The sequence below is a fragment of the Roseovarius halophilus (ex Wu et al. 2025) genome, assembly GCF_047086965.1.
Genome location: NZ_JBKOTX010000022.1, coordinates 21,307 through 34,972 on the forward strand (window position 1 = coordinate 21,307; position 13,666 = coordinate 34,972).

Genomic DNA, 13,666 nt, shown 5'->3' on the forward strand with positions numbered 1-13,666 from the left:
CGCTTGTCAGGTTTCCGAAGCCCGCGTCAATGACAGACGGGCTGTCTCAAGGTGTTCTTTCATGATGTTCGCGGCGCGCTCGGGTTCGCGGGTACGCAGGGCGTTCAATATCTGCCGGTGCTGCGCGTTGTAGGTGCTGATCGTACGCGCATCCAGTGTCAGATGACGCATCCGCGTCCAGTCGTCCTGGCTGCGAACCGTGGCGATCTGGTCCAGTATCCAGATCAGCAGACCGTTTCTGGTGGAATCTGCCAGCGCGCGGTGAAAGTCGGTGTCCGCGTCGGAAAAGCCGACCGGGTCGTTAACGCAGTCCTCCATCCGCGAGCAGAGTGACTCCATACGGTCGAAATCGGTGCGCCGCCCGTGAAGGACCGACAGTCTGCAGATATGCGGCTCAAGAGCGAATCGGGCATCCATCAGTTCGAGCGGTGTCGCGTTATCGATGGGGGCGACGGATGCCTCGTCCGGCTGATGTACCACATATGTACCGCTACCGGGGCGGATTTCCACGAATCCCTCTTCCTCAAGAAGCGTGAGGGCTTTGCGAATCGTTCCACGGGCGGCGCCGTAAGTGTCAGCCAGGACTCGTTCGGGCGGTAGACGATCGTGCAGTTGCAGATTTCCCTTGGAAATCTCGCGCCTTACGAGCGCCGCGATATCGACCGCGCCCAGTTTTTGCTCAAAGCGTCTGGTCATGGATGGTCTCCGGGCAGGTAAGAACCAATATTGTACCAATATGGTTGTTTTTCGCGGAAAATGCATTTCTTTGGATCAAAAGCGGTTGACTTTTGGATCGCTCAAGGGAAACACTATTCACAGGGCGGCACTCCGTCGCTCATGACAATGTCAACATCGCCACCCGCGCCAAGACCTAGATTAGGGATAGCTGACAGATGGCACCTTCGATGCAGGCCGCTCTCGCGACGATCCGGGCGTGTATACACGCCGAAGGTGCCGTCGCAAAGCGCTGCGATGGTTCAACTGGCGTGGTTGTTGATCATGACAAGCCCGATGCACCGGCCGGGCGGGCAATTCGCGCGGCCGGTCTGTCCCCGTTTCCGATGCTCCACGGCGAACGGAGAAGGGCAGCGCAATGGAGCCTTCAAACTGGCCGTTACCGGGCGACAGACCCGAACCGGCGCAACCATCAGGGAGAAAAACGTGGCTGAAATGGATATCGAAAGATTTGTCGAGGCCGAGGGGCGCGACGAGAAGGTCAAGGCGGTCCGCAAGAAGATCGACGAGCTGGGGATAGAGTACCTGTATCTTCAATTCGTTTCGGTCACCGGCAAGATCATGGGCAAGGGGATCCCGGCCGACCATTGGGAGCGCGTCGCGAAAAAAGGCTTCCAACTGGTTTATGGCTCGACGGTCAACCTCTTCCTGAACCGCGCGGGCGACTATCTAGGCTATGGCCCCGAGGCGGCCGAACTGGTCGGCATTCCCGAGCCCGAGACCTTCATGCAGCTGCCTTGGGCCCCCGAGATCGGTCGCTTTTATTGCACCCTGTTCCGCAACCGCGAGGAAAAGGAAAATCCCGGCGGTTACCTGACCGCGGACAGCCGCGGCAACCTGCGCCGGATGCACGAGGAATTCCAGAAGAAGCACGGCACGCAGCTGCGCATCGGGACCGAGCCCGAGATGATGTGGCTTAAGTTCGACGAGAACGGCAAGCCGGGGCCGGGCTTCTCGAAGCCGTATTGCTATCACATCGACCAGTTCGAAAGCCTGCGGCCGGTATCGCTGCAGGTGATCCGCTATGCCCGCAAGATGGGTCTCGACATGATCCAGGGCGACCACGAGGACGCGCCCGGTCAGCTGGAGCTCAACTGGGAATTCGACGACGTGCTGCGCAACGCGGACCGTCTGACGACCTACCGCCAGATCTGCGCCCAGGTCGCGCGCGAGCATGGCATTTTCGCCTGTTTCATGACCAAGCCCTTCATGGGCGTGTCGGCCAGCGGCTGCCACCACAACATGTCGCTGTGGAGCCCGGGGACGGACGAGTTCAAGCCCACCGGCAACGACCCTGACAACCTGCCCGGGTCGCCCGAGAACTACATGTACGTGAAAGGTGGCGAAAACACCTTCATGCCCGATACCGACGACCCGCAGATGCCGGGCAAGGAGGGCCTGAAGGCGATCGGCGGCGTGGTGCATCACCTGCAGGCGCTGACCGCGATCGGCTGTTCCACCGTGAACTCGTACCGCCGGTTGTGGGACACGGGCTTCTGGGCGCCGGTCTTCAGTGACTGGGGCTTCCAGAACCGGACGACCGGCCTGCGCGTGTCTGCCCCCGGCCGGTTCGAGTATCGCTCCGTCGACTCGATGGTGAACCCCTACCTGATGGGGTCCACGCTGTTGGCCGCGATGGATGACGGGCTTGAGAACAACCTTGACCCGGGCGAGCCGGAAGAGCGCAACATCTACGAAGCCATGGAGCAGGGCAAGGAAGTCAAGAAGCTGCCGATGAGCCTTGGCGAGGCGCTGGACAAGCTGGCCGACAACAAGGTCGTTCAGCGCGGCATGCCCGGCGAGATGTACAGCCTTTATGACGAGTACAAGCGGGACGAATTCGCGCGGTTCATGTCAACCGTGACGGAGTGGGACAACGAGATGTACATGGAGTGTCTGCCCTGAGGCATTCCGTACCTTGGGCGGCGGGCCCTGTGGCCTGCCGCCTTTCTTGAAGATCGTAACCTAGAGGAGGCGCATCCAGATGTGCGGAATTGCTGGATTGATCCACAAGGGCAAAAGCAGCGCGGTCGGGTCTGAAATGACTGCCATGCTGCAAGCTCTGAAGCACCGCGGGCCGGACAGTACCGGCTATGCGGTATACGGCGAACCCAAGGAAGGCGACTTTATCATGCGCCTCAAGGTGGCCGAGGCCGAGGATATGGGCCGCGGGCGCGGCGTTCACCAGATCATCGTGGACCGTATTCAGGCGGTCGAGGACATCCTGACCGAGCACGATGTTCGTATCAAGGACCGTCAAGCGCCCACTGAGTATTCGCTGCGCTATGTCCTGACCGGCGGTGGCGACATCGGCGAGATGGCGACGCATATCGAGGAGACCGACGGTGTCGAGATCCTGTCGCTCGGCGCGGGGCTAGAGCTCATAAAGGATCTCGGTGACGCGTCTGTCGTCTCGCAGCAATATGGCCTGATGGATTTCAAGGGGACCCACGGGATCGGGCACACCCGCATGGCCACGGAATCCGATGTCGATATCAAGTCGGCGCACCCTTACTGGGCATTCCCGTACAACGATGTCAGCGTCGTTCATAACGGACAGATCACCAATTACTGGATCATGCGCCGGGAGCTTGAACGCAAGGGCCACCGTTTCATGTCGAATTGCGACAGCGAGCTGCTGGCCGTTTACACCGCTCAGAATCTGGCTAACGGCATTGCGTTGGAGGACAGCCTGCGCAAGTCCATCAACGAGATTGACGGCGTGTTCACCTACCTGGTTGCCACGAAGGACCAGCTGGGCATGGCCAAGGACACGATGGCGGCGAAGCCTCTCGTTCTCTACGAGAGTGACGACCTGATCGCGATGGCCTCGGAAGAGGTCGCGATCCGGGCGATCCTGCCGCATGAAATCGACACGACTGACCCCTATGACGAGGAGGTTCGGGTATGGCAAGCGTAACCGACGAAGAACTGAAACAGATGACCCAGGAAGAGCGGGTGACCGCTCTGGGGATGCGCACCGAGCAGCTGACGGGAAAATCGCTCTACATCGAGTTTGACCCGGAAGCCACGGAACGTTTCACCTATCCATGGGCACCGGATGTCGATTTCAACAAGCGGACCGAGATCGACACCGACAAGATGACCACGACAGAGGTCAACGCGAATATCCGCGACCTCATGCGCGAGGGCTACGGCACGATCGTTCTGCAGAACCCGCGGGGCAAGCATTCGCTGGGTGTGGGCATCCTGAACAAGCTGAACCTGATCATCGAAGGCTCTTGCGGCTACTTCGGGGTCGGTCTGATCGACGGACCGAATGTCCGCATCAGTGGTCGCGTTGGCTGGTCCTGCGGCGAGAACATGATGGCCGGGACCGTTGTCATCGACAAGAACGCCGGGTCCACGTTCGGGGCGGCGATGCGCGGCGGTGACCTGGTTTGCAAGGGCTCGGTCGGTTCCCGGACGGGCATCGACCAGAAGGGCGGCACCATCATCGTGGGCGGCGACACCGGCGCGTTGTCGGGCTTCATGATGCAGCGCGGCCGGATGGTCGTCTGCGGCAACGCGGGCAAGAACCTCGGCGACTCGATGTATGACGGCACCATCTATGCCGGTGGTGACATCCGGTCGCTCGGCGTCGATGCTGTCGAGGCTGAACTGACCGACCTCGACAAGAAATGGCTGACCCGCAAGCTCACCCAGTACGGCCTGATGCCGGACAAAGGGGTCGACCACTTCACGAAAGTCGTCGCGGGCAAGCAGCTGTGGAACTACGACAACCTCGAGCCCTCCGAGAAGAAACTGATCCTGTGACGTGGATACCGGCACCGCTCCGCGAGCACGCGGGGCGGGCCGCGCCACCGATCTAAAGCGAAAGGAACGAAAACATGGCTGATGGTGATCTGCCGAAGAAAAAACAGCTGGAGCGCGATGTAAACCGCATCGGCGACAGCTTCATCTTCCCGCCCCGGGTCATGGATGACATCCATGTCAAAGCCGAACTCGGCCGGTACCGGATGCGGGCGTTCTCGTTGTTCAAGAAGATACCGCACTGGGACGACCTGACTTTCCTGCCCGGCACGCTGACGCGTTTCGTCATCGAGGGCTATCGCGAGAAATGCGAAACCAAGACGGTTCTCGGCCCGCGTGCCAAGAAACCGCTGGAGCTTGATATCCCGGTCTACATCACCGGTATGAGCTTCGGCGCGTTGTCCTACGAAGCCAAGACCGCGCTTGCGCGGGGGGCGACGATGGCCGGAACGGCAACCTGTTCGGGTGAAGGCGGCATGATCCCGGACGAGCGCCGGTACAGCTCGAAGTGGTTCTACCAGTGCATCCAGTCGCGCTACGGCTTCAACCCGAACCACCTCGTGCTGGCGGATGGCTGTGAATTCTTCATCGGGCAGGGCTGCAAGGTCGGCCTCGGTGGCCATCTCATGGGACAGAAGGTGACCGACCAGGTTGCCGAGATGCGGTCCCTGCCGGCGGGCATCGACCAACGGTCGCCGGCGCGTCACCCTGACTGGCTCGGACCCGACGATCTGGCGCTGAAGATCCAGGAAATCCGGGAGGCGACGGACTGGCAGATTCCGATCCAGCTCAAGCTGGGTGCGGCGCGTGTGTATGATGACGTGCGCATGGCCGTGAAATGCGATCCCGACACCATCTACATCGACGGGATGGAGGGCGGCACCGGCGCCGGTCCCCACCTCGCGACCGAAGATACAGGTGTTCCCGGTATGGCGGCCATCAGACAGGCGCGCAAGGCCATCGACGACCTTGGCAAACATGGTGAGATCAGTCTGATCTATGCCGGCGGCATTCGCAACGGCGCCGACATTGCCAAGGCGATCGCCCTTGGCGCCGACGCCATCGCGATCGGCCATTCGGCAATGATGGCGCTCAACTGCAACAAGGACATTCCGGAGGCCAACTTCGAGGAAGAGATGGGCGTGGAGCCGGGCTACTGCTACCACTGCCACACGGGGCGGTGCCCGGTGGGCGTGGCGACGCAGGATCCCAAGCTGCGGGAACGTCTTGACCCGGATGCCGCGGCGGAGCGTGTCTACAACTTCCTGCACACGCTGACTATCGAGGCCCAGCTCTTTGCCCGCGCCTGCGGCAAGACCTACCTGCACAGCCTTGAGCCGGAGGATCTGGCCGCGCTGACCATGGAGGCCTCGGCGATGGCCGGCGTGCCGCTGGCCGGGACAGGTCACACCGTTGGTGTCGAGGACTATCACCACCTGTAACGGTGCGTTCAAGATCGCATCCCGCGGCCCGACCGCGGGGTGCGCCGACCAACGCATCACCCGAAAGGAGAAGAAAATGGCTGGATCACAGTATCGCGGCTCGGAAATCAAGGATGTCAACCAGTTCCTCGAAGATGCCGCTGGCCTCGACTCGGAGCGTGAAAAGGAAATCGGCCAGCACATCGGCTATCGCTATGATGTGAACCTCGTGCCGGATTACGACCGGATCACCCCGTACCTGCAAAAGTACATGGAGGTCATGGGCTGGGATGACCTGAATTGGCTGGAAGATATCCACATGGGCTACGAAGAGGGGGCGCCTGCCGTGTTCGACAGAAACAACAACGGCTGGATCAGGGTTCCGGATTCGATCGAGTTGCCGGACAACCAGCAGGATCGCGACATGATCGCGCGCGAACTGCTGCTTAAATTCCAGATGTCGGATCGCCATCCGCTCGTGGCGCTGCGCAAGGCCTACATGAAGTTCTAGGACCCTCATGCCGCGCCCGCTTGATATCGCTTGCCTACAGACATGTCCGAAGCCTGACTTCCAGTCGGCATTGGACGAGGCGCTGCCGCTGGCCGAGGCCGCGGCGAAAGCGGGCGCGGATATCATCTTCCTGCCTGAATATTGCGGCGGGTTGAAGGCCGAGGGCAGCGCCATCGCGCCACCATCGGCACCGGCCGACAAACACCCGTTCCTGCAGGAAATGCAGGCGTTCGCTGCAAAGCGCCGGATCTGGATCAACCTTGGTTCCATCGCCGTGGATGCCGAGGACGGACGGATCGTCAACCGGGGCTACATGCTGGATGATACGGGCATGATCCGCGGCCACTATGACAAGATCAACATGTTCGACATCCAGTTGTCGGACACGGAAGTCTATCGTGAAAGCGCGCGTGTCAGCCCCGGCGACCGGGCCGTGATCCATGACACGCCGTTTGGCCGGGTCGGCCACACGATCTGTTATGACCTGCGGTTTCCCGAACTTTTCCGCCGGCTCGCGCAGGGTGGCGCGGAGATGCTGCTCTGCCCGGCGGCGTTCACTCGCAAGACGGGCGAGGCGCACTGGCATGTGCTGAACCGCGCGCGAGCGATCGAGACCACCCGCTTCGTCGTGTCCGCCTGCGCGATCGGCGCCATACCCGGCGGCGGGGAAAGCTACGGGCATTCGTTGATCGTCAACCCCTGGGGCGAGATCATCGCCGACGGCGGCACCCTGCCCGGGGTCGTGCAAGCGCGAATCGATCTTGATCAGGTGTCGGAAACCGCGCGCCGGGTCCCCAGCCTGATGAACGACAGGCCCTTCACCATTGAAACCCATTCGAAAAGGAATGTTGCATGAGCTCTTTGGCGGCACAGTTCGGACAAAGTTATTCCGACCACCCGATGCGCAAGGCGTTCATGAAATGGCAATGCCATGTACGCCAATTCGCCATGCGTGATCGCGAAGGTCGTCCCGACGACGGGATCATGCCCGATGTACTGCTCGACGGGGATTCCGAACCGTTGGGGCAGATCATCACGGTGATGAACAAGGCGCCCGGCTATTCGGTGACGCCCGAATTACAGCATATGGCGGCAAAAACGATCGACCCCGCACAGAAGAGAGAGCAGGCGCTGAAATTCCTGTCTGCCACGCATTACCAAAAGGCTGACGAATTCTCGGATATCCTGACCGCCACGTTTCCGCCGGGATCACCCGGCGCGGCGCGCATTCACGAGGCGGCGCAGTGTCGGCTGATCTTCGATGCCTACGCGCAACGGTTCGATCTTGAATGCAAGGTTTGGCGGCTGGCATCGCACAATCCTCTGCATCAGGCGACGATCGCACATAACTTGCTGTTCAACCCCTCGCTGCCGCCAGGCACGGAGGTGCTGGGATTCGAGCCGCAGTGGGACGCCTGTACATCAGACCCGCCCGTTCGCTGACCGGCTGACATGCGCCGGCGGTGACGTCATTCCCACGAGACATCCCCGAGAAATATGTAGCCGGCGCCGTAAATCGTCTTGATCAATCGGGGGTTTCTCGGGTCTTCGCCAAGCTTGGTCCGCAAGCGGGAAATGCGCACATCCATCGCGCGGTCGAAACTTTCCCCGGCAGCACCGCCGAGAGCCTCCTGCATGGCCTGGCGCGAGATCAGGCGCTTGGGACGTTCGAGGAACAGCCGCAGGACCTGTCCCTCGGCGTGGGAAAACGGGGTTTCAGCGCCGCTCGCGTCCTCCAGAACGTATCGATTGAAACGTGCGGTCCAGCCATTGAAATACCCGGTGTCGCCTTTACGGGCCGAGGATGTCTCGCGGCGCAGCCGGGCCCGGACGCGCGCCACCACCTCGGTCGGGTCGAACGGCTTGATGATGTAGTCATCCGCGCCAAGCTCCAACCCGGTGACCCGGTCTTTCACGTCACCTCGGCCCGAGATGATGATGACCGTCGCGCCGTTCTCAAGCGCAAGTCGATGAACGAGTGTCAGGCCGTCGCGATCCGGTAGCGAAAGATCGACGAGGCAGATATCGGGTGCCGTGTTGCGCAAGGCCGCTTCGAACTCGGTCGCGCGGCCGAAGGTCATCGTGCGAAATCCCGCTTCCTCGAGCGTGTCTCCCAGCATCGTGCGGATGGCCGGTTCATCGTCCAGGATGAATACAAGGGGGGCGGTCATGCGGGGTCTCCACCGCGCAGGAATGCCCAAAGCTCCGTCGCCGCGAATGGTTTTCGCAGGACGGGCGCCCGCGCGCGCGCGGCCCGGTGCAGCGGGTTGTCGGGCGGCAATGAGGTCATCAGGAAGGCCGGGCAATGGTTCTCGGGCAATTCATCCAGCAAATCCAACCCGTTCCCGGCGCCTTCCAACGAGATGTCGGACAGAACCACGGCTATTTCCGGCAGTTCGGAAACAAGCGCCAGCGCCTCATCGGTGCTTGCGGCCTCGACCACGCTGTGTCCCGCGTCGCGCAGCATGTCGCGGATGCCGCCCCGCAAATCGGGGCTGTCCTCGACCAGCAGGACAAGGCCGGGTGCCTCGGACGTGTCCGTACGGCGCAGGGGCAGGCGCAGGCATACCCGGCCACCGTGTTCTGTGTTCGACAGCGCGACGCGCCCGCCGGCAAGTTTTGTCATGTCGTAGACCATTGAAAGGCCAAGCCCCGAACCTTCGCCGCCCTTGGTGGTGAAAAACGGATCGAGCGCGTGCGCAAGGGCCTTTTCGGAAAATCCGGATCCCGTATCCGTGACGGCGAATTCAAGCCACGTTTCCCTGACGTCACGTACCGTCAGCGTGATGCGGCCTTCGGGGCCGCAGGCGTCGCGCGCATTGAGCACGAGATTGATCAGGGAATCCTGCAACATGCCGGTATCCAGCATGTAGCGTGCCGCGAGGGTCAGGTCGTTGACCTGGAAATCCATGCTTTCGGTGAGTGTCGATCGCGCGAGCGTTTGGAGGTCGTTCAGGAAAACCGACAAGTCCGTGGGCGTCGGCATGTGTTCGCGCGGGCCGGTCATGTCGGCGATGCGGTTCAACAGGCCGCCACCGCGTCGGGCCGCCGCGATGGTGCCGTTGATGAGGTCATCGGCCCCCTCGGGCAAAGCCATGCGCCGCAGTCTCGATTGCATGCCGAGAATGATCGTCAGAAGGTTCGAGAAGTCATGCGCGAGGCCGCTGGTCAGTTGCGCGGCCATCTCGCGGCGGCGTGTCTGTTGAAGGGCGGCGCGTGTTTGCGCCTCCTCGGTGATGTCCATCGAAAGAATGTACACGCCACCCTGCTGCCCGTCGGGGGTAAAGGCCGCGCGGATCCGGCGCGAGCTGGGCTCATGCGTGAATTCGAAGACCGACGGTTCGCCTGCAAAGGCCTGGTCCAGCTGGTCGCGGATCGCGTTGTAGGCCTGCGGGCCGAGCGCTTGCTCGATCGACGCGCCGACGATTTCCGACTGGCTGTCGGGCAGAACGCTGCTGAGGCGACGGTTCGAATACGTATACCGGCGATCAGGGCCGACATGCGCGATATGGGCCGGCATCATCTCTGTCGTGAGCCTTGTCCGTGCCTCGGAGGCGGTCAACTGCCGCTTGGCTTCCTCCAGCGCCGTGATCGTCGATTCCAGTTCGCGGTTCGTGGCCGACAGCTCTTCGGAATAGGTGGTGAGTTGTCCCGACAGCTCCTCGGAGCGGGCGCGCAGCATCTCCTCCTGACGACTGGTGCGGGTGATATCGGTATAGACCGTCACCCAGCCCCCCTGCGGCAGCGGGGACCCTTCGACACTGATCGTGCGGCCGTTGGCACGGGTGCGTTCCATGTAATGCGGCTCGAACGCACGGGCGATCTCGACGCGCGCTTTGACAAAGCCGTCAACGTCGCCCACGTCGCCGTAATCACCCCGCTCCGCCAGGAACCGGATCGTGTCGGCGAATGCGGCCCCGGGCGTGACCAGCCACTCGGGCAGTTCGAACATTTCCTGAAACCGCGCGTTGCAGACGGCCAGCCGAAGGTCGCGGTCATAGATCGTGAGGGCCTGCTGAATCAGGTTCAGCCCGGCCCGTGTCATGGCGTTCGTGTCGGTTTGCTTGGGCGTCATGCGGAAAACCTCGGGTTCAATGGCTAGCACCCTTGCGGAGGACCTCAAAGTCCCCCGGGGACACATGTTACAATTCGTAAGGATTGGGCAATCTTTGCGAAATACTTGACCGTGAACGATAACACAGCACTCTGAGGCGACGGGGAATCGCCGTTTTCAGGGGCTTGTTCGCACTGCGGACACAGGGAGGAGAAAATTGGCACAGTCGTCAGGGGCGGCAGATGGGCATCAGTCCATTCCCGCGCTATTGCACCGTAATGCCACGCGCTACGCGGACAGCATGGCGTACCGCGAAAAGGAATTCGGCATTTGGCAATGCTGGACATGGGCGCAGGCCGAGAAGGAAATCGAGGCACTGGCGCTCGGATTGCTGAACCTTGGCGTCGACGAGGGCGACTTCATCGCGGTCATCGGGCGAAACCGCCCGCATTTCTATTGGTCGATGGTGGCTGCACAGTCCGTCGGCGCAGTGCCGGTGCCGGTTTACCAGGACAGCGCCTCGGACGAGATGGCCTACGTCCTGGACCATTGCGGTGCGCGCTTCGCCATCGTGGAGGACCAGGAACAGGTGGACAAGATCATCGATATCCAGGATGGACTGCACCAGTTCGAGCACATAATCTATGTGGACCCGCGCGGCCTTCGGAAATATGATCATCACAAGCTGCACCAGTTCAGTCATGTTCAGGAGCAGGGGCGCGCCGCTCATGAGGAGTTCATCGAGGATCTGAGGGCACGGCGCGACAAGCTGGCGTATTCCAGCGTTTGCGTGATGCTTTACACCTCGGGCACGACGGGCAAGCCCAAGGGTGTGGTCCTTTCGAACCGAAACATCATCGAGGCGTCGAAGTCATCTGCCGAGTTCGACACCCTGACCCGCAACGAGGAAGTACTGGCCTACCTGCCTATGGCGTGGGTGGGGGATTTCATATTCTCGGTGGGCCAGGCCTACTGGTGCGCGTTCTGTGTCAACTGTCCCGAAAGCGCCGACACGATGCAGACCGATCTGCGTGAAATCGGGCCGACCTATTACTTCGCCCCGCCCCGTGTGTTCGAAACGCAGCTGACCAACGTGATGATCCGGATGGAGGATGCAGGCCGGCTGAAGCAATGGCTTTTCCACCGTTTCATGGATCATGCGCGCCGGGTCGGGCCGGCGATACTTGATGGCAGGCCGGTCAACGGCTTGGACAGGCTTAAATACAAGCTGGGGCATGTTCTGGTTTACGGCCCCCTCAAGGACACATTGGGCCTTGGACGCGTCCGCGTGGGATACACGGCGGGCGAGGCCATCGGCCCGGAAATCTTTGATTTCTACCGGTCGCTCGGTATCAACCTGAAACAGCTTTACGGTCAGACGGAGGCAAGCGTCTTCATCACCCTGCAACCCGATGGCGAGGTTCGCAGCGATACCGTGGGCGTGGCCGCGCCGGGGGTCGAGCTGCGGATCGACGGCTCGGGCGAGGTGTATTACCGCAGCCCCGGCGTTTTCGAGTATTATTACAAGAACGAGGAAAGCACCGCGAAGACCAAGGATGACGATGGCTGGGTCGCCACCGGCGATGCCGGCTTCTTCGAGGAAGGGTCCGGGCATCTGCGGATCATCGACCGGGCCAAGGATGTCGGCAAGATGGCGGATGGGCGGATGTTCGCGCCCAAATACGTGGAAAACAAGCTGAAATTCTTCCCCAATATCCTGGAGGCCGTCGTGTTCGGGAACCAGCGGGACGAGTGTACGGCCTTCATCAACATTGATCTCAACGCGGTCGGCAACTGGGCGGAGCGAAACAACATTGGCTATGCCTCCTATCAGGAACTGGCCGGTCATCCGCAGGTTCTGGAAACGATCAAGGGGCATGTCGAGGAGGTCAACCGCAGCCTTGCCGAGGACCCGATGCTGTCGCATTGCCAAGTGCATCGGTTCCTCGTGCTGCACAAGGAACTGGACGCGGATGACGGCGAAATGACCCGGACGCGCAAGGTGCGGCGCGGCGTGATCTCGGAGAAGTTCAAGGACCTGCTGACCGCCCTTTATGACGGGTCGAGCGAAATCCGCACGACGACGGAAGTCACCTACGAGGACGGCCGCAAGGGCAGCATCAGCGCGACGCTCAGGATCGTGGACGCGGAGGTGGTCGCGGTTGCCGGGCCAAAGGTGGCGGCCGAATGAGGGATGACCGGATGACGCTCGTTGCCGGACCGGCAACATCGCCCCACCCGCCATCCCGCAAGGCGAGGAATGCTCATTTTTTCATGGGGATAGCCGATGCTTGACGCAAGCGAGGGATACACCACCGAGGATGGTCGCGCCATCGGCGGGGTGGTGATGGAAATGAGGCACATCACGCTGCGCTTTGGCGGCGTGGTGGCCATCAAGGATATCAGCTTCGATGTCAGGGAAGGCGAGATCCGGGCGATCATCGGTCCTAACGGGGCCGGAAAATCCAGTATGCTCAACGTGGTAAGCGGGTTTTACAATCCGCAGGAGGGCGAGGTCTGGTACAAGGGGGCGAAACGGCCACCGATGAAGCCTTACCAAGTTGCGCGCCAAGGCATTGCGCGGACCTTCCAGAACATCGCCCTGTTCGAGGGGATGACCGTTCTGGACAACGTGATGACGGGCCGCATCCGGCAGATGGAAGCCGGGTTATTCGCGCAGGCATTGTGGAAGGGCAAGGCCGAAGAGGAAGAGACCGCGAACCGGGAGGCCGTTGAAAAGATTATTGATTTTCTGGAGATCCAGCATATCCGCAAGACCCCGGTGGGGCGCTTGCCCTACGGGCTCAAGAAGCGGGTGGAACTGGCGCGCGCGCTGGCCGCGGCGCCGTCGATCCTGCTGCTGGACGAGCCCATGGCGGGCATGAACGTTGAAGAGAAAGAGGACATGTCGCGCTTTGTCCTTGATGTGAATGACGAATTCGGCACCACCATCGTGCTGATCGAGCATGACATGGGCGTGGTCATGGACCTGAGCGACCGGGTGGTCGTGATGGATTACGGCAAGAAGATCGGGGACGGGACGCCGGACGAGGTGCGCAACAACCAAGCCGTCATCGACGCTTACCTGGGGGTTGCGCATGACTGATTTCGGGCCATCGGCATCGTGCCGGTATCGCGTCGGCATCGCGCCGGTGCTGGTGCCGCAGACTT

At 61.5% G+C, this 13,666-nt stretch carries 12 protein-coding genes; 9 read left to right on the forward strand and 3 right to left on the reverse strand.

Annotated features, from left to right (window positions below):
* Positions 1 to 6: 6 nt before the first annotated feature.
* Positions 7 to 696, reverse strand: a complete 690-nt coding sequence (locus tag ACH107_RS06695; protein WP_412505176.1) for a FadR/GntR family transcriptional regulator — start codon at positions 694 to 696, stop codon at positions 7 to 9.
* Between the two features lie 474 nt (positions 697 to 1,170).
* Here ACH107_RS06695 and ACH107_RS06700 point away from each other — a divergent pair, with 474 nt between their 5' ends.
* From ACH107_RS06700 to ACH107_RS06730, 7 genes are all read left to right on the forward strand, one after another.
* Positions 1,171 to 2,640: a glutamine synthetase family protein gene (locus tag ACH107_RS06700; protein ID WP_412505199.1), complete on the forward strand. Its 1,470-nt coding sequence runs from the start codon at positions 1,171 to 1,173 to the stop codon at positions 2,638 to 2,640.
* 145 nt (positions 2,641 to 2,785) lie between these two features.
* Entirely contained in the window at positions 2,786 to 3,655 is an 870-nt protein-coding gene (locus tag ACH107_RS06705; protein ID WP_412505177.1) for a glutamine amidotransferase, read from the forward strand.
* Positions 3,643 to 4,512, forward strand: a complete 870-nt coding sequence (locus ACH107_RS06710) for a GXGXG motif-containing protein (RefSeq protein ID WP_412505178.1) — start codon at positions 3,643 to 3,645, stop codon at positions 4,510 to 4,512. The genes ACH107_RS06705 and ACH107_RS06710 overlap by 13 nt, the downstream gene beginning before the upstream one ends.
* A 74-nt stretch (positions 4,513 to 4,586) precedes the next feature.
* A complete protein-coding gene (locus ACH107_RS06715) occupies positions 4,587 to 5,951 on the forward strand; it encodes an FMN-binding glutamate synthase family protein (protein WP_412505179.1) in 1,365 nt (454 codons plus the stop codon).
* Between the two features lie 76 nt (positions 5,952 to 6,027).
* On the forward strand, positions 6,028 to 6,441 hold the full coding sequence (locus ACH107_RS06720) for a hypothetical protein (RefSeq protein WP_412505180.1): 414 nt from the start codon (positions 6,028 to 6,030) through the stop codon (positions 6,439 to 6,441).
* Positions 6,442 to 6,448: 7 nt separating this feature from the next.
* The gene (locus ACH107_RS06725; protein ID WP_412505181.1) at positions 6,449 to 7,297 is read left to right on the forward strand and encodes a carbon-nitrogen hydrolase family protein; all 849 of its coding nucleotides are present in this window, start codon (positions 6,449 to 6,451) and stop codon (positions 7,295 to 7,297) included.
* The gene (locus ACH107_RS06730; RefSeq protein ID WP_412505182.1) at positions 7,294 to 7,884 is read left to right on the forward strand and encodes a hypothetical protein; all 591 of its coding nucleotides are present in this window, start codon (positions 7,294 to 7,296) and stop codon (positions 7,882 to 7,884) included. Before ACH107_RS06725 ends, ACH107_RS06730 begins: the two co-directional genes overlap by 4 nt.
* 26 nt (positions 7,885 to 7,910) lie before the next feature.
* Here ACH107_RS06730 and ACH107_RS06735 read toward each other — a convergent pair whose 3' ends face one another.
* Positions 7,911 to 8,612 (reverse strand): response regulator, encoded by a 702-nt coding sequence (locus tag ACH107_RS06735; protein WP_412505183.1) that lies wholly within the window; start codon positions 8,610 to 8,612, stop codon positions 7,911 to 7,913.
* Positions 8,609 to 10,516 carry a PAS-domain containing protein gene (locus tag ACH107_RS06740; RefSeq protein WP_412505184.1) on the reverse strand — a complete coding sequence of 636 codons (1,908 nt, stop codon included), beginning with the start codon at positions 10,514 to 10,516 and terminating at the stop codon, positions 8,609 to 8,611. The genes ACH107_RS06735 and ACH107_RS06740 overlap by 4 nt, the downstream gene beginning before the upstream one ends.
* 196 nt (positions 10,517 to 10,712) lie before the next feature.
* On the opposite strand from ACH107_RS06740, the gene ACH107_RS06745 reads away from it, so the two are divergent.
* Together ACH107_RS06745 and ACH107_RS06750 are read left to right on the forward strand one after the other, a co-directional pair.
* A complete protein-coding gene (locus ACH107_RS06745; RefSeq protein ID WP_412505185.1) occupies positions 10,713 to 12,686 on the forward strand; it encodes an AMP-binding protein in 1,974 nt (657 codons plus the stop codon).
* 96 nt (positions 12,687 to 12,782) lie between these two features.
* A complete protein-coding gene (locus ACH107_RS06750; RefSeq protein WP_412505186.1) occupies positions 12,783 to 13,601 on the forward strand; it encodes an ABC transporter ATP-binding protein in 819 nt (272 codons plus the stop codon).
* Positions 13,602 to 13,666 lie beyond the last annotated feature (65 nt).